Here is a 26,928-nt window from a genome sequence, read left to right as displayed (position 1 = left end):
TAGTGGTTGCGGCGTCCGAGTTCCGGTCAACGACGAGGTTGCCGGGACACGCGAACAGGAAACGATCCTCTCGGTCTGTTTTGTCCGAAAATTTGACCACCGCGGTAGGTTATGCGACTCTTTCCTGGTCAAACCCATAGGTTACCCAAACCTAACTAGAGCTTTTCCGTAGTCGGTCCCCGGAGCACGAGTCGTCAGCCGCTGCTCCCAGCAGATAAGAGAACGACCCTTGGAACCGGCAGAATTCGCGGCTGGTAGCCCCGCCCGCACCGAGACCAGTGGCAGCGACGACGCTGCGCGCCCCTTCGCACTGACCGCCGCTCAGCGCGGGATCTGGTTCGCCCAGCACCTCATGGGCGACGTGCCGATCACGATCGCGCAATACGTCGACATCGAGGGAGAACTGGACGTCGACGCCCTGCGACGTGCGGGTCAGGCCGCTGCCCGCGAGATCGGCAGCGGCATGCTCCGCATCGTCGAGGTCGGCGGCGAGCCGCTCCAGACGGTCGACTTCACCCTCGACGACAGGGTGGAGCATCACGACTTCCGGACCGAGCCGGACCCCCACGCCGCCGCCCTGCGCTGGATGCGCGCCGACTACACCGCGCCGCTCGACCTGCTCGCGGACCGGCTGATCCGCGGCGCCACGCTGCAGATCGGCGAGCACCACCACCTCTGGTACTGCCGCATCCACCACATCGCGCTCGACGGGTACGGCGCGATGAAGTTCATGAATCGCGCCGCCGAGTTGTACACCGCCGAGGTGGGGGGCGTGGAACCCGCGGTATCGGTGGCGGGCGACCTCCGGGACGTCTCGGCCGCCGAGGACGTGTACCGCGGTTCGTCCCGGTTCCTCTCCGACCGCGACTACTGGGCCACCCGCTCCCGGGACCTTCCCGCCCCGACCGGCCTCGCGGGCCGCAGTGCCCCGGCGCAGGCCCGGTCGCGGTGGCACGGCGGGCCGGTGCCCACCCGCATCGCCCGGGCGGTGGACGGGGCCGTCGAGCGTCTCGACTCCGCCTTCGCCGCCGTCACCGTGGCGGCGACCGCCGCGTTCGTCGCCCGGATGACCGGTTCCGACGACGTCGTCCTCAGCCTGCCCGTGTCGGCCCGCACCAACGCGGTGCTGCGCCGGTCGGGCGGCATGGTGTCCAACGTGGTGCCGCTGCGGGTGTCGATCACCCCGGACACGACGGTCGCCGCCCTGGTCTCCGCCGTCCAGCTCGAACTCACCGGCGCGCTCCGGCACCAGCGGTACCGGAGCGAGGACATCCGGCGCGACGCCGGCGCCGCCCGGGATCAGCGGGGCTTCTTCGGGCCCGCGATCAACATCATGAACTTCCACTCCGAGATCACTCTCGGCGAGCTCACCGGACAGTTCCACGTGCTGTCGACGGGACCCGTCGAAGACCTCTCCGTCAACCTCTACCCGAGTGTCGCGGGGAGTTCGTCGCGCATCGATTTCGAGGCGAACCCCGCCCTGTACGGCGACGGGGAGCTCGCCGAACACCACGCGCGCTTCCTCGCCCTCCTGGCCCGGTTCGCCGACGCCGACCCGGACACAAAGGTCGCCGCCCTGGACGTGCTGACGGCGGACGAGCACGCCCAGCTCGTGCCCGCGGCCGGCCCGCAGGCACCCGCCCCGGCACTGCTCGCCGAGCTGTTCGAGGCGGGGGTCCGCGCGAACCCGGACGGCACGGCACTGATCCTCGGCGACACCACGATCGGCTACCGCGAACTCGACGAGCGCAGCACCGCGCTCGCACGCCTGCTGCTGGACCGCGGGGTGGGCCCGGGCGACTTCGTGGCCGTGTCGTTCACCCGGTCCGTCGACTCCGTGGTGGCGGTGTGGGCGACGGCGAAGTCGGGCGCCGCCTTCGTCCCCGTCGATCCGGCCTACCCGGCCGAGCGCATCGCGCACATGCTGTCCGATTCCGGGGCGAGCCTGGGGCTGACGGCGACCGCGCACCGCGACGTGCTCGCGGGAACCGACGTCGCCTGGCTCGCCCTCGACGACCCCGCGTTGACGTCGGCCTGCGCGGAAAGGTCGATCGCGCCGGTGACGGACACCGACCGTCCGGCGAAGCTGATGCCGCAGCATCCGGCGTACATGATCTACACGTCCGGCTCTACGGGCACGCCGAAGGGCGTGGTGGTCACGCACACCGGACTGGCCACGTTCGCCGCGTCGGCCCGGCCCGAACTCGGTGTGACGCGCCACTCGCGGGTGCTGCGCTTCTCGTCGTCGAGCTTCGACGCGTCCGTGTTCGAGATGGTGCAGGCACTCAGTGCGGGCGCGGCGATGGTCATCGCACCTGCCGACGTGTACGGCGGTGGCGACCTCGCGGCGCTGCTGCGCTCGGAGCAGGTCACCCACATCATCAGCGCGCCCGCGGTTCTGGGAACGGTGGACGCCACCGGTCTCGACTCGCTCGAGGCTGTGGTGGTCGGCGGCGACATGTGCCCGCCGGATCTCGTCGAACGTTTCGGCGCCCGCTGCCGCCTGTACAACAGCTACGGCCCCACCGAGTCGACGATCGTCATCACCATGACGGGTCCGCAGACCGACCCCGCGGCGATCACCATCGGCGGTCCGATGCAGGGTGCCCGCACACTCGTCCTGGACCGCCGGCTGCGGCCGGTGCCGCGCGGAGTGACGGGAGAGCTGTATCTCGGCGGCCCCGGACTCGCCGAGGGATACCACGCCCGATCCGGGCTGACGGCGTCCCGTTTCGTCGCCGACCCGTTCCCCGGGGCCACGGGCGACCGCCTGTACCGCACCGGCGACCTCGTGCGGTGGAGCCGCGGCGACAGTCCCGTCCTCGAGTACGTGGGGCGCAGCGACTTCCAGGTGCAACTGCGGGGACAGCGCATCGAACTCGGCGAAATCGACGCCGTGCTGTCGGCACACGAGTCGGTGGACTTCGCCGTGTCCGCCGTGCACGAACGCGACGGCGGCACGCCGGTGCTGGTGTCGTACGTGCGGATCCGGCCGGATCACCGTTTCGATCCCGCCGCGCTGGCCGCGTTCGCCGGCGAATTCCTCCCGGCGCACATGGTGCCGTCGCTGACGGTGCCGCTCGACACGATTCCCCTGACACCCGCGGGCAAGGTGGACCGCGGCGCCCTGCCCGCACCCGAATTCGACACCACCGCTACGCCGTTCCGCGGGCCGTCGACGCCGATCGAGCAGATCGTCGCCGACGCGGTGGCCGAGGTGCTGCACGTCGAGGCGGTGGGCGTAGACGACTCCTTCTTCGCGCTCGGCGGCGACAGCATCGTCGCGATCCAGCTGGTGTCGCGAGCGAAGGCCGCCGGTGTGGTGTTCACGCCGCGGGACGTGTTCGAACGCAAGACCGTTGCCGGACTCGCCGAGGTCGCGGTCGACCTCGCGGTGGCACAGAAGTCGCGGCTGCCCGAGCTGCCCGGCGGGGGAGTGGGCGCCCTGCCCCTCACGCCGATCGGCCGCGACGTCCTCGGTCGCAGCCGCGGCAACCGTATCGACCTCGACGCCTTCTATCAGGCCGTGACGCTGACGGCGCCCGCCGACCTGGACCTGCCGCGGCTGCACCGGACCGTCGCCGCGATTCTCGATCATCACGACGCGTTGCGCTCCCACCTTCCGGCGGACGGCCGGGAACTGGTGGTCGAGCCCGCGGGATCCGTGGACGCCGAGCGGGTCGTCACATACGTACGTACCGAATACGGTTCCGGCACGGAGCAATTCGACGCCGCGCTCGACACCGAGTGCCGGGCCGCGACAGGCCGTCTCGACACGGCCGCCGGTGTGATGCTGCAGTTGGTGTGGATCGACCCCGCCGACGCGCGCGGAGTGCTCCTGGTGGTGGCCCATCATCTGGTCGTCGACGGAGTGTCTTGGCGGATCCTCGTGCCGGACTTCGCTACCGCCTGGGCGCAGGTGGCCGCCGACCGCACCCCCGAACTGCCGCCCGTCGCGACGTCGGCCCGCCGTTGGGCCCATGCCCTCGTCGAGACGGCCGAAACCGACTCGGTGACGGGTGAACTCGACGCCTGGCGATCCATCCTCGACGGCCCCGTTCCGGCACTCGGTTCCCGCCCGCTCGATCCCGCCGTCGACACCGGCGCCACCACCGGCCGGGTGTCCACCGAGGTCGGGCCCGACACCACCGCCACCCTTCTCACGACCCTGCCTACCGCGTTCCGCGGGACCGTGACCGACGGCCTGGTGACGGCACTCGGTCTCGCGTTCGCCGCGTGGGGCGGCGAACGCACGCTGCTGTTGTCTCTCGAGGGTCACGGCCGCGACGAGGCCCTCGTGCCCGGCGCCGACCTGTCGCGCACCGTCGGCTGGTTCACCACCGCCTACCCGGCCCGGATCGCACTGGACGCGCTCGACGTCACGGACGCACTGGCCGGCGGACCTGCCGCCGAGCGGGCCGTGAAGACCGTCAAGGAGCAGCTGCGTCGTATTCCGGGGAACGGCACCAGCTTCGGGTTGCTGCGTCACCTCCGCGACGACAGCGCCGAGATCCTGAACGCCCTGCCCTCGCCGCCGGTCAGCTTCAACTACCTCGGACGCGTCGGCGCAGGCGACCTCCCGGACGCGGTGCGCGAGAACGGCTGGATCCCCGACGCCACCCGGATCGACGTCAACGCGTTCAGCGGCGCCGGACTGTCGATCGCCTTCGTCCTCGACATCAACGCGTCGGTCGGCGACGACGGCCGGCTGTCGGCCACGTTCGACTTCCCCACCGGGGTGCTGACCGCGTCCGAGGTCGAGCGGTTGGCGGACCTGTGGCGGACGGCGCTCGAGGCACTGGCTTCGCACGTGCGGGGCGCGGGACCCGCCGGACTGACCCCGTCCGACGTCCCGCTGGTGTCCGTCGACCAGGATCGGATCGAGCTGTGGGAGAACAGCTACGGCCCGCTGGACGACATCTGGTCGCTGTCGCCGCTGCAGTCGGGTCTGCTGTTCCACGCCGGGCTGTCGGCCGGCGCGGTGGACGTGTACACGGCGCAGATCGTGCTGGATCTCGGCGGCGACGTCGACGCGAGCCGGTTGCACCGCGCGGCGCAGCGCCTGCTGGATCGGCACGCGGCGCTGCGGACCGCGTTCGTCTACGACACCGACGGCGTCCCCGCGCAGTTGGTCCCCGATTCGGTGACCGTGCCGTGGCGTGAGATCCACGTGCAGGGGGCCGGCGGACTGGACGAACTCGTCGCCGTGGAACGCACGACGCGGTTCGACATGGCGGCACCGCCGCTCGTCCGGTTCGTGCTGGCCCATTCGGGTGATCGAACGACGGGCGACCGGTCGACGCTGGTTATCACCAACCACCACATCCTGTTCGACGGCTGGTCGATGCCGCTGTTCGTCAAGGACTTCCTGCTGCTGTACGCGTCGGACGCGCCGAGCGCGGCACCCGCGCGCCCCTACCGCCGGTACCTGGCGTGGCTCGCCGGACAGGACCGCGCCGGCGCGCTCGCCGACTGGGCCGCCGCACTCGAGGGAGCCACCGAACCGACCGTCCTCGCCCCGCAGCACACCGGCCACGGCTCGGCTCCCCGGGACGTCGACGTCCCGGTGACGGCGGAGGTGGCCGGGCAGCTCACCCGGATCGCCCGCGAGCACGCCGTGACCGTCAACACGGTGATTCAGGCAGCGTGGGGAATCCTGCTGTGCGGTTTGCTGTCCCGTGACGACGTGGTGTTCGGCGCCACCGTCTCCGGACGTCCGGCGGACCTCCCCGGCGTCGAGGAGACGCTCGGGTTGTTCATCAACACCGTTCCCGTCCGTCTGCGTCTCGATCCGGACGAGCCCGTGTCTTCGCTCCTGCGCCGGCTGCAGGACGAGCAGGTCCGCCTGCTCGACCGGCACCACGTCGGTCTCACGGAGATCCAGTCCGTCGCAGGCCCGGGCAGCGTGTTCGACACGCTCACCGTGTTCGAGTCGTACCCCGTCGACCGCGCGGCACTGGACCCGGACACCGACATCGACGGACTGCGGATCCGCGGTATCGACGTCACCGACGCCACCCACTACCCCCTGGCGCTCGTCACGGTGCTGGAGCCGGATCTGCATCTCACGCTGGAGTACTCGGCGGATGCGTTCGGCGCGGACGGCGCCCGGCGGGTCGCGGAGCGGTTCGCGCGGGTGCTCACGGCGATGACCCGGCCGCACACCCTGGTCGGTGCCGTCGATCTACTCGGGGACGCCGAACGCGCTCGCATTCTGCAGGAGTGGAACGCGACCGATCACGCGATCGACGACGTCACCCTCGTCGACCTGCTGGGCACCGCCGCGCTCCGCACACCCGAGTCGGCGGCGGTGACGTTCGGGCACGAGACGCTGTCGTACACCGAGTTCGACAGCCGGGCGAACACCCTGGCCCGCCATCTGATCTCGCAGGGGGTGGGCCCCGAATCCATCGTGGCCGTCACCCTGCGACGGTCCCTCGACCAACTCGTCGCCCTCCACGCCGTCGTCCGCGCGGGCGGGGCCTACCTGCCCGTCGATCCCGACCATCCGCAGGCGCGCATCGCCCACGTACTCGGCAGCGCCAGCCCTGCGCTGGTGCTCGCGACCGCGTCCGACACGCGGGTCGTGCCCGACGGCCTGCGCACGGTGCGGGTGGACCGGCTCGACCTGTCCACCGTCGCGACGACGCCGCTGTCCGACGCGGAGCGTCTCGCGCCGCTGCGCCCCGGCCACCCCGCGTACGTGATCTACACGTCGGGTTCGACGGGACGCCCGAAGGGTGTGGCGGTGTCGCACGCCGCGATCGTCAACCGGCTGCTGTGGATGCAGGACAGCTACGCCGTCGACGCGCGGGACGTCGTTCTCCACAAGACCCCGGCCACGTTCGACGTGTCCGTGTGGGAACTGTTCTGGCCGTTGATGACCGGTGCCCGCATGGTGATCGCCGAGCACGACGGGCACCGGGACCCGCACTACCTGTCGCGGCTGATCCGCGACGAGGGTGTCACGACGCTGCACTTCGTCCCGTCGATGCTCGACGTGTTCCTCGAGCACGCCGACACCGCGCTCTGCACCACCGTGCGGCAGGTCTTCGCCAGCGGTGAGGCGCTGCCGCGCACCACCGTCACGCGCTTCCACCGGCAGTTCGGTGCCGCGCTGCACAACCTGTACGGGCCCACCGAGGCCGCGGTCGACGTGACGTTCCACCGCACCGATCCGGCGGCGACCGGTCCGGTGCCGATCGGCGCACCCGTGTGGAACACCCGGGTGTACGTCCTCGATTCCCGACTCCTCCCGGTGCCCGTCGGTGTTGCGGGCGAGCTGTATCTGGCCGGCACCCAACTTGCCCGCGGGTATGTCGGACGCCCCGACCTGACGTCCGACCGGTTCGTGGCCGATCCGTTCTCGACCGACGGCGCCCGCCTGTACCGGACCGGCGACCTGGTGCGCTGGACCGACGGCGGGGAGCTGGAGTATCTGGGCCGCACCGACTTCCAGGTGAAGCTGCGTGGGCAGCGCCTCGAACTCGGCGAGATCGAGGCCGTGCTCCTGAACCATCCCGACGTGACGCAGGCGGCTGTCCTGGTGCGCGGGGACGGGCCGGCCGAGCGTCTCGTCGGCTACGTCGCCCTGCGCTCCGGAAACACCGCGGACCCCGACCGGCTGTCCGCGCACGCGGCGGCGGAGTTGCCGTCGTACATGGTGCCGTCGGCGTTCGTCCTCCTCGACGCACTGCCGCTGGGGCCCAACGGCAAACTCGACCGCCGGGCGCTGCCCGAACCCGCGCTCGCGAGCGCCGTAGTCGAACCGCCGGCGACGGCCGCGGAGATCGCCGTCGCGCGGATCTTCGCCGACGTCCTCGGCGTCCCGGACGTCGGCGCCACCGACAACTACTTCGACCTCGGCGGCAACTCGCTGACCGCCACCCGGGCGGTCGCCCGGATCAACGCCGAACTGGGTTCCGCACTCGGTGTCCGGGAGTTGTTCGACGCTCCCACCGTCCGCGCTCTCGCGGCGGCGTCGGCCCCGGACCACCGGCACACCCGTCCTGCCCTCGTCGCCGGCCGGCGCCCGTCTCGGCTGCCGCTGTCTCCGGCGCAGTACCGCATGTGGTTCCTCAACCGGTTCGACACCGCCTCCGGCGCCTACAACATCGCCGCCGCGCTGCGGCTGACCGGAGAACTGGACGTCGACGCGCTCGGCGCGGCCGTCCGCGATGTGATCGCGCGTCACGAGGTACTGCGGACCGTCTACCCCGATTCCGCCGACGGACCGCACCAGGTGGTGCTCGACAGAACCACCGCCGTGCTGGCACCGGCCCCGACCACGGAGCAGGAACTTCCGTCCGCCGTCGAAGACCTCGTGACCCGCGGCTTCGACGTGACGGCGACCGTCCCGCTGCGCGTGGCGCTGCTCCGCGTCGCGGCGGACGAGCACGTGCTGGTTCTGGTGACCCACCACATCAGCGCCGACGGCTGGTCGATGGGACCGCTGGCCCGGGACGTCATGTCCGCGTACGTCGCCCGCGCGGCGGGCACCGCACCCGAGCAGCCGTCGCTGCCCGTGCAGTACGCCGACTACGCCCTGTGGAAGCTCGACGTCCTCGGCGACGAGGGCGACGCCGGTTCGCTCGCCGCCCGGCAGATCGACTACTGGACGAACACCCTCGCCGGGTTGCCGGAACGGATCGAACTCCCCACCGACCGTCCCCGGCCGCACGTCGCGTCGCACCGCGGCGACACCGTCGACTTCGCCCTCGACCCCGAGACGTACGGCGCAGTGACGGCACTCGCCCGGTCTTTGCGCGCGACCCCGTTCATGGTGCTGCACACCGCCCTGTCCGTGCTGCTGTCCCGGCTGTCCGGTAGCACCGACGTCGCCGTCGGCACCCCGGTCAGCGGCCGCGGGGAGGCCGCACTCGACGACGTGGTCGGTATGTTCGTCAACACCCTGGTCCTGCGCACACAGGTCGACCCGGCGCTGACGTTCCGCGCGCTCGTCGAGCAGACCCGCGACACCGACCTCGCCGCCTACGCGCACGCCGACATCCCGTTCGAGCGGCTGGTGGAGATCGCGAGCCCGGCCCGCTCGACCGCCCATCACCCGCTGTTCCAGGTGGTGCTGTCGATCGACGACGTCGCGCCGCCGAGCATCGCCCTCCCCGGACTGACCGTCGCGGCTCTTCCGCTCGACGAGGCCGTCGCCAAGTTCGACCTGCAACTGTCGGTGACGGAGAACGCGGACGGGTCCGGTGCCCGGGGCAGGTGGACGTTCGCCACCGACCTGTTCGACCGTGCGACCGTCGAGGCGTTCGGGCGCAGGCTCGTCCGGATCCTCGCCGCCGCGGTGTCGGACCCCGCCCTCGCCGTCGGTGACATCGACCTTCTCGACGACACCGAACGCGCCGCTCTCGTTACCCGCGCCGACGTCCGGCACTCCGGAAGCCGCACGCTCCCAGAGATTCTCGCCGACGGTGCCGCGGTGGGCGGCACGGCGCTGGTCACGGACGACGGGGAACTGCCCTACGCGGAACTCGATGCCCGCTCGAATCGCCTCGCCCGGGTTCTTCTCGCGAGGGGCGCGGGCCCCGAAACGGTGGTCGCGGTGGCGCTCACCCGCTCCGCGCTGTCCGTGACCGCGGTGTGGGCGGTGGCCAAGACCGGTGCCGCGTTCGTGCCCGTCGACCCGGCCTACCCCGCGGATCGCATCGAGCACATGCTGACCGACTCCCGCGCGGCGCTGGGCCTGACCGACTCCCACACGTCGGCGGCCCTGCCCGGAACCACCGACTGGCTCCTCGTCGACGACCCGGAACTGGGTGCGGCTGCGTCGGCCGATCCGATCACCGACGCCGACCGGACGCTGCCGTTGCGCGCCGAACACCCCGCCTACCTCATCTACACGTCGGGGTCGACCGGAATCCCCAAGGGTGTCACCGTCACCCACGCCGGCCTCGACAGTTTCGCCACCGAACAGGTGGAGCGGTACGCACTCGACCCCCTCAGCCGGACGCTGCATTTCGCGTCACCCAGCTTCGACGCGTCGATTCTCGAACTCCTGATGGCGTTCGCCGCCGGCGCGACGCTCGTGATCGTGCCGACCGGCGTATACGGCGGGGAGGACCTCGCATCCCGGGTCCGTGACCGGCGGGTGAGCCACGCCTTCGTCACGCCCGCCGCGCTCGCCACCCTCGACCCGAACTCGCTGCCGGATCTCGGGACCGTGGTGGTGGGCGGCGATGCCTGCGATGCGTCTCTGGTGGAGAAGTGGGCACCCGTCCGCCGGATGTTCAACGCGTACGGGCCCACCGAGTCGACGATCATGGCCACCCTGTCGGGTCCGATGACGGCGGGCGACCCGGTGCGGATCGGCGTCCCGATCCGGGGAACCACTGCGCTGGTGCTGGATTCGAGGTTACATCCCGTTCCCGACGGCGTCGTGGGTGAACTCTATCTGGCGGGGACCGCGCTGGCCCGCGGCTACCACGACCGTCCCGCGCTCACCGCCGAGCGTTTCGTGGCGAACCCGTACGCCCCCGGGCGCCTGTACCGCACCGGCGATCTGGTGCGGTACACCCCGAGCGGTGAACTGGAGTACCTCGGCCGCGCCGACTTCCAGGTGAAGATCCGCGGTTTCCGCATCGAGCTCGGCGAGATCGACGCCGCGGTCGCGGCGCACCCGAGCGTCGAATTCGCGGTCACCACAGCGGTCACCGTCCGGAACGACGCGACAGCGCTGGTGACCTACGTGCTGCCCGCGGGTGGAACCGCCGTCGACCCGGCCGAGGTGACCGCGCACGCGGCGCGACTCCTGCCCGGCTACATGGTGCCGTCCACCGTGATGGTGCTCGACCGGGTTCCGCTGACCCCGGCAGGCAAGGTGGATCGCACGGCCCTGCCCGAACCCGTCTTCGCGGTTCGCGAGTACGTGGCCCCGCGCACCGACACCGAACGGCTGGTCGCCGCCGCCTACGCCGACGTGCTCGGCGCCGAGACAGTGGGAGCCGCAGACGATTTCTTCGACCTCGGCGGCAACTCGCTGAGCGCCACCCGCGTGATCGGCCGGGTCAACGAGTCGGCGGGCACGTCGCTGGCGGTGCGGGTGGTCTTCGAGGCGCCCGGCGTCGCGGCCCTCGCCGCGGTGGTCGACACGGCCGAACGGGGTGACCGCCCGGTGCTGGCCGGCATCGAGCGGCCGGATCGTATTCCGCTGTCCGCGGCGCAGTCCCGGATGTGGATCCTCAACCGCTACGACCCCGAGTCCGTGGCGTACAACATCCCGCTCGTGCTGCGCCTGTCCGGCGACCTCGACAGCGCCGCCCTCGGCGCGGCACTGCGCGACGTCCTGGAGCGTCACGAGGCGCTGCGGACCGTGTATCCCGAGTCGGCCGACGGCCCGTACCAGCGGATCGTTTCCCTGGGCGACCTCGCGGTGGATCTCGAACCTCGCCGGGTGGACGGCGAAGACCAGCTGTTCGCGCTGCTGACCGCGGAGCTGTCCACCGGATTCGACGTGACGACGTCGGTGCCGCTGCGCAGCAGCATCTTCCGACTGTCGCCGGACGACCATGTGCTCGTCGTGGTGGTGCACCACATCAGCGCGGACGGCGCGTCGATGGGGCCGCTCGCCCGAGACCTGATGCTGGCGTACACCGCACGGGCCGGCCACCGGGAACCGGAGTGGACACCGCTCGCGGTCCAGTACGCCGACTACAGCGTCTGGCAGCGGCAACTTCTCGGCGCCGAGACGGACGATCGAAGTCTGGCAGTGCGCCAGGCCGCGTACTGGCGTCGGCAGTTGCGCGGCGCGCCGGAGTTGCTCGAACTTCCCACTGACCGGCGACGTCCGGCCGTGGCGTCGCTGCGCGGGGAGGTCGCGACGTTCCGCCTCGACGGCGCACTCGTCGAGCAGGCCACCGCATTCGGACGCAGCCACGGCGCCACCCTGTTCATGGTGGCGCACGCGGCCCTCGCCACCCTCCTCGCGCGCCTCGCCGCCACCACGGACGTGGTGGTGGGCACTCCCGTCGCGGGCCGCGGCGAGCAGGCGCTCGACGATCTGGTGGGCATGTTCGTGGGGACACTCGCGCTGCGCACCCACATCGATCCGGCGCACTCGTTCGCCCAGGTGCTGGGACACGTCCGGGAGACCGATCTCGCGGCGTACGGCAACGCCGACCTGCCGTTCGAGCGGCTGATCGACCTGCTGCAACCGGCTCGCTCGCAGGCGTATTCGCCGATCTTCCAGGTGGCGCTGTCGCTCGAGGACCAGACCGTGGACCAGCTCACCCTGCCCGGGTTGTCCGTGTCCGCAATGGACCTCGGAGTGGTGCCCGCGAAGTTCGATCTGCAGTTGACCCTCCGCGCGGACGGCGACGGAATGGCGGCGTCGTGGACTTTCGCCACCGATCTCTTCGACCGCGACACGATCGACTCGTTCTCCGTCCGCTTCGAACGGATCCTGCGGGACGCGATCACCGACCCGGGGCGCGCGGTCGGCGACCTGGACCTGCTGGACGCCGCCGAACGCGCCGCACTGACCGCGGGGCCCGCACCCGCCGCCGTGGCCGCTCGGACGTTGCCGGACATCTTCACCCGCGGAGCCGAACACGGTGGGATCGCCCTCGTCTCGGAGGAGGGCGAACTCTCCTACGCGGACCTCGACGCGCAGTCGAACCAGTGGGCACGCGTGCTCATCTCGCGCGGCGTCGGGCCGGAAACGGTGGTGGCGCTGGCGCTTCCGCGGACGGCGCGGGCCGCCGTCGCCGTGTGGGCGGTGGCCAAGACGGGCGCCGCGTTCGTGCCGGTCGATCCGAGCTACCCGCGCGAACGCATCGAGCACATGCTCGCCGACTCGGGTGCGACGCTGGGGTTGACCGACACCGCCACCGCGGCGGTGCTGCCCACCGGCGCCGAGTGGCTGTTGCTGGACGACTCCGCGCCCGTCGCGTCGGCCGCGCCGGTCACCGACCGCGACCGCACGAGGCCGCTGCGCCTGTCGCATCCGGCGTACCTGATCTACACGTCGGGCTCCACCGGAACTCCCAAGGGCGTCACGGTCACCCACACGGGGCTGAGTGCGTTCACGGCGGAGGCGCGCCCGGAACTGGGCACCACGGCGCAGTCCCGCGTGCTCCGGTTGTCGTCGTCGAGTTTCGACGCCTCCGTGTTCGAGATGATCCAGGCGTTCAGCGCCGGGGCCACCCTCGTGATCGCACCGCCGTCCGTGGTCGGCGGCGAAGACCTCACCGCCCTGCTCCGCGGCCAGCGCGTCACCCACGTGCTCACCGCCCCGGCCGCGCTGAGCACCGTCGACGCGAGTGGGCTCGACGACCTGCGCACCGTCGTCGTCGGGGGTGAGGTGTGTCCGCCGCAACTGGTCGAGCAGTTCGCCCCGGGGCGTCGGTTCTTCAACAGCTACGGACCCACCGAGACCACCATCGTCGTCACCATGGGTGAACCGCTCACCCCGGGCGCCGACATCACCATCGGCAGCCCGCTCGACGGCGCGCAGGCGCTCGTCCTCGACTCCCGGCTGCGGCCGGTGCCGCGCGGTGTCACGGGTGAGCTGTATCTTGCCGGCCCCGGCCTCGCCCGCGGCTACCACGCGCGGTTCGGCCTGACGTCGGAACGGTTCGTCGCCAATCCTTGTGGCCACCGAGGGTCCCGGATGTACCGGACCGGCGACCTGGTGCGTCTGCGCGCCGACGGGCAGCTCACGTATGTGGGCCGCGCCGACGCCCAGGTGAAACTGCGGGGTCTGCGCCTCGAACTCGGCGAGGTCGAGGCCGCGCTGTCCCGGCATCCCGACGTGGTCGCCGCGGCGGCATCCGTCCACCACCATCCGCGGCTCGGCGATCAACTCGTCGGCTACATCGTGCCCGCGCCGGGCACCGGCCCCGACGTCTCCGGCATCCTGGCGGCGGCGGCCGAAGTCCTGCCCCGCGCGCTCGTGCCGGCGACCGTCACCCTGCTCGACGCCATTCCACTCACCCCGGCCGGCAAGATCGACCGCCCGGCACTGCCCGCGCCGACGTTCGCGGCACGGACGGAGTTCCGGGCGCCGTCGACCGCGTCCGAACTGCTGGTCGCGCAGGTGTTCGCGGAGATCCTCGACGTCGAGCGGGTGGGCGCCGACGACAGCTTCTTCGAGATCGGCGGCAACTCCCTGTCCGCCACGCAGGTGATCGCCCGCCTCCGCGCGGCCACCGGCACGTCCCTGTCCGTGCGGTCCCTGTTCGACGCGCCCACCGTCGCGGCCCTGGCCGCCGCCGTGGACACCGCGGGCGCGTCCGATCGCCCGGTCCTCGCGGCACGTCCGCGACCGGACCGGATTCCGCTGTCCCCGGCGCAGTCCCGGGTGTGGTTCCTCAACCGGTTCGACCCGGCCTCCGCCGTCGACAACCTGCCGCTCGCCCTCCGGCTGACCGGGGCGCTCGACGTTTCCGCTTTGCGGGCGGCGCTCGGCGACGTTCTCGCACGGCACGAGGCGCTGCGCACGATCTACCCCGATTCACCCACCGGGCCGCACCAGGTCCTGCTGTCCACCGACTCGGCGCTCCCGGACCTGACCGTGCTCGCGGTGAACGAGGACGAGGCACTGCAGCGTGCCCTGGAGTTCGCGACCACGGGATTCGACCTCACCGCGGAAGCTCCTCTGCGCGCCGGTCTGTTCGCGGTGTCCGAGAACGAGCACCTTCTCGTCGTGGTGGCCCATCACATCGCCGCCGACGGCTTCTCGCTCGCGCCACTGGCCCGCGACGTGATGCTCGCCTACACCGCCCGCGCGCAGCAGGACGTGCCCGCGTGGTCGCCGCTGCCGGTCCAGTACGCCGACTACAGCCTCTGGCACCGCGAACTGCTCGGCGACGAGAACGACCCCGCGTCGCTCGTTGCACGCCAGACCGACTACTGGGCACGCACTCTCGCCGGTCTTCCGGACGAGCTCACTCTGCCCACCGACCGTCCGCGCCCGCGGCGGCAGTCGCACCGCGGCAGGGAACTGACGTTCGCCGTCGATGCCCACACGCACGGGTTGCTGCGCGAACTCGCGGCCGCCCGCCACGCCAGCCTGTTCATGACCGTGCACGCCGCCTACGCGGTGTTCCTGAGCCGGTTGTCGAATACGGCGGACATCGCGGTCGGGACCCCGGTCGCCGGTCGCGGCGAGCAGGCCCTCGACGACCTCGTGGGCATGTTCGTCAACACCCTGGTCCTGCGAACACAGATCGACCCGGCGGCCACGTTCGAGGAACTGGTGGAGCGCATCCGCGACACCGACCTCGGTGCGTTCTCGCATGCCGATGTTCCGTTCGAGTGGCTGGTGGAAGTACTCGATCCGGTTCGCTCCCAGGGGCGGCACCCGCTGTTCCAGGTGGCCCTGTCCTTCCACAATCTCGCCCCCGCCACGTTCGACCTGCCGGGACTCGTCGTCTCGACCGTCCCGGCCGAGCTGCAGACCGCCGAGTTCGATCTGCATCTGACGCTGACCGAGCAGGCGGAGGGCGGTATCCACGCGTCGTTCACCTATTCCACCGATCTGTTCGACGCCTCGACGGTCGCCACGTTCGCCGAGCAGTTCACGCGCATCCTGCGGGCAGTGGCCGCCGACCCGTCCACAGCGGTCGGTGACGTGTCGCTGCTCGATCCGGGTGAATACGACGAGCTGGTCGACACACGCGACCGGACGGCCCATCCGCTGCCCGACGCCCGGCTGCTCGACGCCTTCGCCGATCAGGTTCGCCGGACCCCGGACGCGCCCGCGATCGTCTTCGAGGGCGAATCCCTGACCTACGGGGAGTTCGCGGCCCGGGTCAACCAGGTGGCGCGGGTGCTGATCGCCGAGGGTGTGGGACCGGAATCGCTGGTGGCACTGGCCATGCGCCGCTCCCTCGACCTGGTCGTCGGCATGTACGCGGTCCTCACCGCCGGCGGCGGCTACGTACCCGTGGACCCGGATCACCCCGCCGACCGCATCGGCTACATCCTCGACGCCGCCGACCCGATCTGCGTCCTGTCCACCACCCGGGACGCCTTCCCGAGCGACAGGCCCGTCCTCCTTCTCGACACCCTCGACGTCGACGGTATCTCCTTCGCACCGCTGACGAATGCGACGGTGAGCCCGGACGGTGTGGCGTACGTGATCTTCACATCCGGTTCCACCGGCAAGCCGAAGGGCGTCGCGGTCACCCACCGCGCCATCGTGAACCAGATCGCGTGGATGGCGAACCAGTATCCGCTGGGCGCCGGCGACGTGTACCTGCAGAAGACCGCGACCACATTCGACGTGTCGCTGTGGGGGTACTTCCTACCCCTGGCCGCCGGCGCGACACTCGTCGTCGCGACCCCGAACGGGCACCGCGACCCGCAGTACCTCGCCGAGTTGATCGACGAATACGCGATCACCGCAACCGACTTCGTCCCGTCCATGCTCTCCGTGTTCACGGAGTCCGTGGATCCACAGCAGATCACGTCCCTGCAACACGTGTTCGTGATCGGGGAGGCGCTGCCCGCGGCCACCGTGCACGACTTCACCCGCATCTCCACCGCCCGCCTCCACAACCTCTACGGACCCACCGAAGCCGCCGTCTCCATCACCTACGCCGACGTCACCGACACCCCCCACGGCGGCGCCGTCACCATCGGCAGCCCCGAATGGAACAGCCGCGTCTACGTCCTCGACTCCCGCCTGCACCCCGTCCCCACCGGAGTCCCTGGCGAGCTCTACCTCGCCGGCATCCAGTTGGCCCGCGGCTACCACGGACGCGTCGACCTCACCGCCGACCGCTTCGTCGCCGACCCGTATTCCACGACGGGCGAACGCATGTACCGCACCGGCGACCTCGTTCGCTGGACCACCACCGGCGAACTCGACTACATCGGCCGCACCGACTTCCAAGTCAAATTCCGTGGCCAACGCATCGAACTCGGCGAAATCGAAACCGCCCTCCTCACCCACACCGGAGTGTCGCAGGCCGCGGTCCTCGTGATCCCCACCGCCACCGGCGACCACCTCGCCGCCTACGTCGTCCCCGCCACCGGTGTGGACTCCGACACGAACACTCTGCGCACGCACCTCGCGCGGACCCTGCCCACCTACATGCTGCCCGAGACCATCCTCGTCCTCGACAGCTTCCCCCTCGGCACCTCCGGCAAACTCGACCGCAAAGCCCTCCCCGCACCGGTATTCGAAACCCGCGTCTTCCGGGCCCCGACCACCGACACCGAAACCACCGTCGCCCAGACCTTCACCGACGTCCTCGGCGTCGAACCCATCGGACTCGACGACGACTTCTTCGCACTCGGCGGCAACTCCCTCATCGCCACCCAGGTCGCCGCCCGACTCGGCCGCGCCCTCGACACCCGCATCCCCGTCCGCGAACTCTTCGAAAACCCCACCGTCGAAACACTCGCCGCCCGCGTCGCCGTCCTCGCCGGTGCGGGTGCCGGGACGGCCCTCGTGGCGGCTCCGCGTCCTGAGCGAATCCCGCTGTCGCCGGCGCAGAACCGGATGTGGTTCCTCAACCGCTTCGATCCCGAGTCGGCTGCCTACAACCTTCCGCTCGCGATCCGCCTGTCCGGAACCCTGAACGTCGCGGCCCTCCAGATCGCCGTCCACGACGTGCTGGACCGTCACGAATCGTTGCGTACCGTGTTCCCCGACGACGGCGACGGCCCCGCGCAGGTGATCCTGCCCCCGGCCCGAGTCGACCTCGACCTCATCCCGGTCGACGTCACCACCGACGACCTTCCGGACGAGGTTCGCCGCACCCTGCACGGCGGCTTCGACGTGACCGCCGGAATCCCCATCCGGGGAAGGCTTCTGCGCACCGCCGTCGACGACTACGTGCTCGTGATCGTCGTGCACCACATCAGCGGTGACGCCGTGTCCATGGGCCCGCTCGCCCGCGACGTCATGGTCGCCTACGCCGCCCGAAGCGCGGGCCGGGCACCGGATTGGTCACCGCTGCCGATGCAGTACGCCGATTTCGCGATCTGGCAGCATGCGGCACTCGGGTCCGAGACCGACCCGGAATCGTTGTCCGCTCGGCAGATCCGATACTGGACCGAGACGCTGTCCGGGCTGCCGGACCTGCTGGAGCTGCCGACCGATCGGCCGCGCCCGGCCGCGCCTTCGCAGCGCGGCGACACCGTGCGCTTCGAGGTGCCCACGGGCACCGCCGTAGCGCTCGAGCAGACGGCCCGCGATCACGGCGCCACCGTGTTCATGGTGCTGCACGCGGCGCTGGCGGTCGTGCTGTCGCGGTTGTCGTCGACGTCCGACATCGCCGTCGGCACCCCGGTCGGGGGTCGCGGTGAGCAGCACCTGGACGACCTGGTCGGGATGTTCGTCAACACCCTGGTCCTGCGCACGCACGTCGCGGCGCACGAGAGCTTCGCCGAACTCCTGACGCGGGTGCGCGGCACCGACCTCGGCGCGTACGGCCACGCGGACATCCCGTTCGAGCGGCTCGTCGACGTCCTGGCCCCCGCCCGCACGCAGGCCCACACGCCACTGTTCCAGGTGGCGCTGTCATTCGAGCATCGCGGCGTCACAGTTTTCGAATTGCCCGGTGTGACCGTCGAACCCGTTCCGTTCGAGGCGGACACCGCCCAGTTCGACCTCGCGTTGGTCGTGTCCGAGGGCGAGTCGTCTTCCGAGTTGTCGGGCGCGCTGCGCTTCGCCACCGATCTCTTCGACCGCACGACCGCGGAGGATTTCGCCCGGCGGTTCGTCCGTGTCCTCGACGCGGCCGTGTCCGACCCGGGTGCGGTCGTCGGTGACATCGACCTCCTGGATCCGGCCGAGCGGGCGGCGGTTCCCGTGCGAGGTGTGCCGTCGGCGCCCCCCGTCACCCTCGCCGGCCTGATCGACTCCGCCGTCCACACCGACCCGGAGTCGTCCGCGCTGAGCTGGAACGGTCGGGAGTACACGTATCGCGAGGCGGACGAGTGGTCCACGCGGCTGGCCCGGGTGCTGCTCGAGCACGGCGTGGGTCCGGAATCGTTCGTGGCCCTGGCACTTCCGCGTTCGCTCGAATCGGTGCTGTCCGTGTGGGCGGTCGCCAAGACCGGTGCCGCGTACGTGCCGGTGGACCCGACGTACCCGGCGGATCGCATCGCGCACATTCTCACCGACTCGGGCGCCGCCCTCGGTGTCACGCTGTCCGGTGAGCGGGCCGCGTTGCCGGACACCGTCGTCTGGCTGACCCTCGACACCGCCGACGTCGCCCGCCGGCACGAGTCCGCGAGCACCGAACCGATCACCGATACGGACAGGGTCCGTCCGGTCCGCGTCGAGAATCCGGCGTACATGATCTACACGTCGGGATCGACGGGCCTGCCCAAGGGCGTGGTCGTCACGCACGCCGGTCTCGCGAACCTCGCCGCCGAACGCCGCGAGCACTACCGCATCGACCAGTCGTCCCGGTTCCTGCACAAGGCGTCGCCGAGCTTCGACATGGCCGTCGGCGAGATGGTGTCGGCACTGAGCGCCGCCGCCACGTTGGTGATCACCCCGACCGAGATCGTGGGCGGCGACGGCCTGTCCGGCCTCCTGGACCGTCAGCGGGTCACGCATGCGCTGATCACCCCGGCGGTGCTGGCCACGATGGATCCCGGCGGACACCCGCAGTTGCGGGTGCTCGGTGTCGGTGGCGAAGCGTGCACCCCCGAACTCGTCGCCCGCTGGCAACCCGGACGCACCATGCTCAACGGCTACGGACCCACCGAGGCCACCGACATCTCCACCGTCGGCGACCTCGTGTCCGGTGCACCCGTCACCATCGGTCAGCCGGTGCGCGGCTTCGAGGTCATGGTGCTCGACGCGCGGCTGCGTCCCGTTCCCGCAGGGGTTTCCGGCGAACTGTACGTCGCGGGGCCGGCACTGGCCCGCGGCTACCACGCCCGGCACGGCCTCACCGCCGAACGCTTCGTCGCCAACCCCCATGGCGCACCCGGCGACCGCATGTACCGCACCGGCGACGTCGTCCGCTGGACCGGAACGCACGGACTCGAGTACTTCGGCCGCGGCGACAGCCAGGTGAAGATCCGGGGCAACCGGATCGAGCTGGGCGAGATCGAGTCCGCGGCGTCCCGGCACGACACGGTCGGCCAGGCGGCGGTCGTCGTCCACGACACCCCGTCGGGTCGGCGTCTCGCCGCCTACCTCGTGCCTGCCGCCGGTCACGCTGTCGACACGGACACGATCCGGCGTCACCTCGAAGACACCCTGCCGACACCGATGATCCCGGACGCCTACGCGGTGATCGCGGCGCTCCCGGTGACGGTGAACGGGAAGCTCGACCGCGCGGCGCTGCCGGAGCCCGTGTTCGTCACCGCGTCCGCACGGTTCCGGGCACCGGTCACCGACACCGAGAAGGTCCTGACGGCCGTGTTCGCCGACCTTCTCGGCGTCCCGACGGTCGGCGTCGACGATTCGTTCTTCGGCCTGGGCGGCGACAGTATCGCGTCGATCCAGCTGGCGTCGCGGGCGAAGGCGCACGGGCTGGTCATCTCGCCCCGGGACGTGTTCGAGCACAAGACCGTTGCCGCCCTCGCACAGGTCGCGGCCCGGGCCACCGACACCGAACCCGTCGTGCTCGAGGAACTTCCGGGAGGCGGTGTCGGCTCGCTGCCGCTCACCCCGGTGATGCGTCTGGTCACCGAGCGCGGCGGCACCCTCGACCGCTACTCGCAGTCGGTCGCGCTGGAATTGCCGGTGGGCATCGACCGGGCAGGCCTGCTCGCGACCCTGACCGCCGTCATCGATCATCACGACATCCTGCGTTCCCGGCTCGTCGGCGACGACGCGCTCGAGGTGGCACCGGCAGGCGCCGTCGACGTCGCCTCTCTCGTGCACCGGGTCGACTGGGATCCGGGTGTCGATCCGACCGAACCGGCACGCCGGGAACTGGATTCGGCGCTGAACCGCCTCGATCCCCGCGCCGGCATCATGCTGCAGTGCGTCTGGCTCGAGCCGGTGGGCGCACCGGGACGCAGCGGCCGTCTGATCGTCGCCGCCCATCACCTCGTGGTCGACGGCGTGTCGTGGCGCATCCTGATTCCGGATCTGATCGCCGCCTGGGCGCAGATCTCGTCCGGTGCGGCCGCGACGCTCCCGCCGGTCGGCACGTCGATGCGACGGTGGTCACATGCCCTCACCGAGGATGCGCGCAGCCCGGAACGTGTTGCGGAACTTCCTCTCTGGCATCGGATTCTCGACGGTCCCGATCCGACACTCGGAGCCCGGCCGTTCGACCCGGCCCTCGACGTCCTGGCCACGGTCGATCACGTGCGCGTCGAACTCGACGCGTCGGTGACACGATCACTCGTGACCTCCGTTCCGGCTGCCTTCCGGGGCGGTGTGGCCGACGGGCTGATCGCCGCGTTCGCCCTGGCCGTGAGCGCCTGGCGACGGCGCCGGGGCATCGAGGAGCCGTCGCTGCTGCTGCAACTCGAGGGCCACGGACGTGAGGAGCAGGCGGCGCCCGGCGCCGATCTCTCCCGCACGGTCGGGTGGTTCACCAGCGTGTATCCGGTTCGTCTCGACCTCGGCGGAATCGACGTCGACGCCGCCCTGGCGGGGACGGCCGACACCTCCCGCGCCGTCAAGGCCGTCAAGGAGGACCTGCTGGCGGTGCCCGCCCGCGGGCTGGGCTACGGGCTGCTGCGCCATCTCAACTCCGAGACCGCCGCCGCGCTGCAGGAACTTCCGACCCCGCAGATCAGCTTCAACTACCTGGGCCGGGTCTCCGAGGCGGACATTCCGGAGGAGTTCGCGCACCTGGGCTGGACCCCGGCCACGGACATCGACGACCTCCGGGGCGCCGGCACCGACGACATGCCCGCCGCCGCCGTTCTCGACGTCAATGCGATCGTCACCGGCGTCGACGGCGAATCCCGGCTGACCGCCACGTTCTCGTATCCCCGGGGACTGCTGTCGGATACCGACGTCCAGGAACTGGCCGACCTGTGGACGAGCGCGCTCACCGCGGTCGCTTCGCACGTGGACGGCGGAACGGCGGGCGGGCTCACCCCGTCGGACGTGTCCCTCGTCCTGGTGGGGCAGCGGGACCTCGAACTGTGGGAAGAGCAGTTCGAGGCGCTGTCCGACGTCTGGTCGCTGTCGCCGCTGCAGCACGGGCTCGCGTTCCACGCACAGCTCGCGCAGGACACGGTGGACGTCTACACGACGCAGACCGTACTCGAACTCGGCGGCGTCGTGGACGCCGATCGGATGCGTGCGGCGATCTCCGCGCTGCTCGACCGGCACCCGAACCTGCGCACCGCCTTCGTCGGCGCGAGCACCGGTGAACTCGTGCAGGTGGTCCTCGACCGCGTGGAGATTCCTTGGCGCACCGTCGATCTCGGGTCCGTGAACGCGACCGACCGGGTGGCTGCGCGGGAGGAGGCGCTCGCCGCCGACCGCGAACGCCGATTCGATCTCGCGTCGCCCCCGCTGCTGCGGTTCACGCTGATCGACGACGGCGACGGGCACCACGCGCTCGCCGTGACCCTGCACCACATCCTCGTCGACGGCTGGTCCATGCCGCTGCTGCTGAAGGAACTGCTGGTCCTGTACGCCACGCGGGGTGACGCGTCCGTGTTGCCGCGGGTGCCGTCGTACCGCGCGTTCCTGTCGTGGCTGGCGTCGCGCGACCGGGCCGCGTCCCGGCAGGTGTGGGCCGAGGCACTGACCGGCGTCGAGCAGCCGACGCTCGTCGCGTCCGACGGTCCCGGGCTACCCGGACCCTCAGAGGTGGTCGCGGTGGACGCGGACGCCGGAGTCGAACTGTCCGCGCAGCTCACCGCGCTGGGTGCGGAACTCGGTGTCACGCTTAACACGCTGGTGCAGGCCGCGTGGGGAATCCTGCTGTCCCGCATGCTCGGCCGCGACGACGTCGTGTTCGGGGCGACGGTGTCGGGGCGCCCGGCCGAACTCGAGGGCGTCGAGTCGATGGTCGGCCTGTTCATCAATACCCTGCCCGTGCGGGTGCGGGTCGACCCGGACGAGTCGGCGGCCGGCCTCCTGATCCGGGTGCAGCGGGAACAGGCGACCCTGCTCGATCACCACTATCTCGGCCTGAGCGACGTGCAGCAGACCACCGGCAGCGGTGCGCTGTTCGACACGCTGACGGTGTTCGAGTCGTATCCCGTGGACACCGCGGCGCTGGCCGAGGTGACGTCGATCGACGGCATGACCGTCCTCGGGGTGTCCGGCGAGGAAGCCACCCACTATCCGTTGACCCTCACGGTGTTCGCCGAGAACGGGTTGCGGTTCACGCTGCGATATCGCACCGACGTGTTCGACGCGGCGTACGTGACCGCGCTGCGCGCACGGCTGCTGAAGGTGCTCACCGCGCTGGTGGCCGACCCCGCCGCCCCGATCGGCCGGATCGAGATCCTCGACCCCGAGGAGCTCAACGCCCTCACCCCCGTCCGTGGCCTGCCGACCGCAGCGCCGGCCACCCTCGCCGGGATCATCGACGCCGCAGCGACTTCCGCCCCGGACGGGATCGCGCTGTCCTGGCGGGGTCGCGACTGGACGTACCGCGAGGCGGACGCCTGGTCGAACCGTCTGGCCCGGCTGCTGCTCGCGCGGGGCGTGGGACCCGAAACCTTTGTTGCCGTGGCATTGTCGCGGTCGGTGGAATCGGTGCTGTCGGTGTGGGCGGTGGCCAAGACCGGTGCGGCGTACCTCCCGGTCGATCCCACATACCCGATGGACCGCATCGACCACATGCTGTTCGACTCCGGCGCCGCCCTCGGCATCACCGGCGCCGGGGAGCGGGACGGCCTGCCGGACAGCGTGTCCTGGCTCGTACTCGACGAACTCGCGGACGCGCTCGAAGCCGCACCGGCCACCCCGGTGACCGATACGGAACGCGGGCGGCCCGTGCGCGTCGACAATCCGGCGTACATGATCTACACGTCCGGCTCCACCGGGCGGCCCAAGGGCGTCGTGGTCACCCACGGCGGGCTGGCGAACCTCGCGACCGAACGTCGCGAGCACTACCGCGTCGACGGGTCGTCCCGGTTCCTGCACAACACGTCGCCCAGCTTCGACATGGCGGTCGGCGAGATGATGTCCGCCCTCTCCGCCGCGGCGACTCTGGTGATCACCCCGCCGAGCGTGATCGGCGGGGACGAACTGGCGGCCTTCGTCCGCCGTGAGCACGTGACGCACGCGCTGATCACGCCGGCCATGCTGTCGTCGATCGACCCTGCGGGCCTGGAGGAACTGCGCGTCCTCGGTGTCGGCGGCGAGGCGTGCACCCCCGAACTCGTCGCCCGCTGGCAACCCGGCCGCACCATGCTCAACGGCTACGGACCCACCGAGGCCACCGACATCTCCACCGTCGGCGACCTCACCGCCGGGCAGCCGATCACCATCGGGCACCCGGTGCGCGGCTTCGAGGTCATGGTCCTCGACGCGCGGCTGCGTCCCGTTCCCGCAGGGGTTTCCGGCGAACTGTACGTTGCGGGGCCGGCACTGGCCCGCGGCTACCACGCCCGGCACGGCCTCACCGCCGAACGGTTCGTCGCCAACCCCCACGGCGCACCCGGCGACCGCATGTACCGCACCGGCGACGTCGTCCGCTGGAACGCGGCGGGAGAACTGGAGTACAGCGGCCGCTCGGATCATCAGGTGAAGATCCGCGGCTACCGCATCGAACTCGGCGAGATCGACGCCGCCGTCCTCGAACACCCCGACGTGGACTACGTGATCACCCTCGGCCGCCGCGGGCCGTCCGGCGACACGGTGCTCGTGTCGTACGTGGTGCCGGCCGCGGGTTCCGCCCCGGATCCCGCGCGAATTCGAGCGTTCGTGTCCGAGTTCCTTCCGACGCACATGGTGCCGTCGGCGGTGGTGTGCATCGATTCCGTCCCGCTCACCCCCACCGGGAAGCTCGACGCGGACGCGCTGCCCCGCCCCGATTTCGTTGCCGCCGAATACCGTCCGCCGGCCGAGGGGCACGAGAGCGCGATCGCGATGGTCTTCGCCGAGGTCCTCGGGGTCGATCGCGTCGGCGCCGACGACAACTTCTTCGACCTCGGCGGCACGTCGCTGTCCGCGATGCGGGCGGTGAGCCGGCTGCGGGCGGGCAGCGACGTGACCGTGTCGCTGCAATGGCTGATGACGGAGCCGACACCGGCCGCGATCGCCGCGCGCATGGACGCGGCCGACGGCGACACCGGGGACACCGCCCTCGACGTGGTCTTCCCGATCCGGGCCGGCGGCACGGGCACACCGGTGTTCTGGATCCACCCGATCAGCGGACTGTCATGGTGCTACACGGGATTCGCCGAATACATCGACGATGACCGGCCCGTGTTCGGCATCCAGACCCCGGCCGTCGCGGGAGAGGTGCTGCCCGGTTCTCTCGAGGAACTCGCCGCCCGGTATCTCGCCGAGGTCCGGCGGATCCAGCCGGACGGTCCCTACGACCTGGCCGGCTGGTCGATCGGCGGCGTCATCGCCCACGCGATGGCGGTGCAACTGCAGCAGTCCGGACACGCGGTCGGCTCACTGGTGATGCTCGACAGCTTCGCGGAAACGCAGCAGTCGCAGGAGACCACCGGACAGCCGGCACCCGGGGACGGCGTGGACACGGCCGCAGTGCTGTCGGCCCTGAGCCCCGAGTACGTGCGCCGCCTGACCGCGGCCGCGCACCACAACGCGGGCCTCATGCGCGACTACCGGCCGGGACTGTTCGACGGGGACGTGCTGTTCTTCACGGCGGCGCACGACGACCCGACGCTGCGGCGAGCGGTCGGCACCTGGCGTCCCTGGGTGAACGGCCGGATCACGAATCACCCTGTGGAGTCCGATCATTGGCAGATCACCGAACAGGCCGCGGTCCGGGTGATCGGCCCGCTGCTCGCCGACCACCTCACCGACGGCGCGAATCACGTTTCGAGAATGGAGATCGACCGATGAGACTGTTCACCGCGGGCGTGGCCACCGTGGCCGCAACGTTGCTCCTGGGCCTGCCGGGCCCGGTGGCGATGGCCGAGCCCGCCGACGGCGGTACGGTGGCGGCGCCGAGCGCGTCCGGCAGCCTCGACCGGATCGAGAAGATCGACGAACGCCGCTGGAACGTCTTCGTGTACTCGCCGTCGATGAACGAGGTCGTGGAACTGCAGGTGCTGCGCCCCGCCGACACCAGCGTCCCGCGCCCCACGCTGTATCTGCTCAACGGCGCCGGGGCCGGCGAGGACGGCGCCAACTGGATTCGGCAGACCGACATCGTCGACTTCTTCGCCGACAAGAACGCCAACGTCGTGATCCCCGTCGGCGGCTACATCAGCTACTACACCGACTGGCGGAACGACGACCCCGTCCTCGGGCGCAACAAGTGGCAGACGTTCCTCACCGAGGAACTTCCCCCGGTGCTCGACGCCGCGCTCGGTGCCGACGGGGTGAACGCGATCGGCGGGCTGTCGATGTCGGCCGGCTCGGTGATCGACCTCGCGGTCCAGGCACCGGGCCTGTACCGGGGCGTCGCGTCGTACAGCGGTTGCGCGATGACCAGCGACCCGATCGGGCAGAACCTGGTCCGGTTGGTGGTCGAGGTGGTGGGCGGCGGCAACACCGAGAACATGTGGGGCCCGACCGACGACCCTGCCTGGACGGCGCACGACCCCTACGTCAACGCGGACAAACTCCGCGGGCTCGAGCTGTACATCTCCAACGCCAGCGGACTGCCCGGACCATACGAGGCCCTCGACGCCGTCCGCCCCGCAGCGGCGCCGCCGCTCCCGGACCAGATCGTGATCGGCGGCGTCATCGAGGCGGCGACCAACTACTGCACGCACCGGCTGGTCGACCGGCTCGACACCCTCGGCATCCCCGCAACCGTCGACTTCCGGGACACCGGCACACATTCGTGGGGCTACTGGCAGGACGCCCTGCACGAATCGTGGCCCGTCCTCGCCCGGGCACTCGACCTCTGAGTTCGGGCG

2 protein-coding genes are annotated in these 26,928 nt (G+C 71.0%); both read left to right on the top strand.

Going from position 1 to position 26,928, the window contains the following annotated elements; all coding sequences use genetic code 11:
• Positions 1-229: 229 nt before the first annotated feature.
• A complete protein-coding gene (locus tag P3H15_RS08800; protein WP_276136854.1) occupies positions 230-25,903 on the top strand; it encodes a non-ribosomal peptide synthase/polyketide synthase in 25,674 nt (8,557 codons plus the stop codon).
• Complete coding sequence (locus P3H15_RS08795; RefSeq protein WP_276136853.1) at positions 25,900-26,919, top strand: alpha/beta hydrolase family protein; 1,020 nt, start codon at positions 25,900-25,902, stop codon at positions 26,917-26,919. The genes P3H15_RS08800 and P3H15_RS08795 overlap by 4 nt, the downstream gene beginning before the upstream one ends.
• Positions 26,920-26,928 lie beyond the last annotated feature (9 nt).

Origin of the sequence: Rhodococcus sp. T2V (assembly GCF_029269925.1) — a bacterium.
Lineage (GTDB): Bacteria > Actinomycetota > Actinomycetes > Mycobacteriales > Mycobacteriaceae > Rhodococcus_F > Rhodococcus_F koreensis.
Note: the sequence above shows the minus strand (reverse complement) of the source record. Positions and strands in the feature narration are given on the sequence as shown.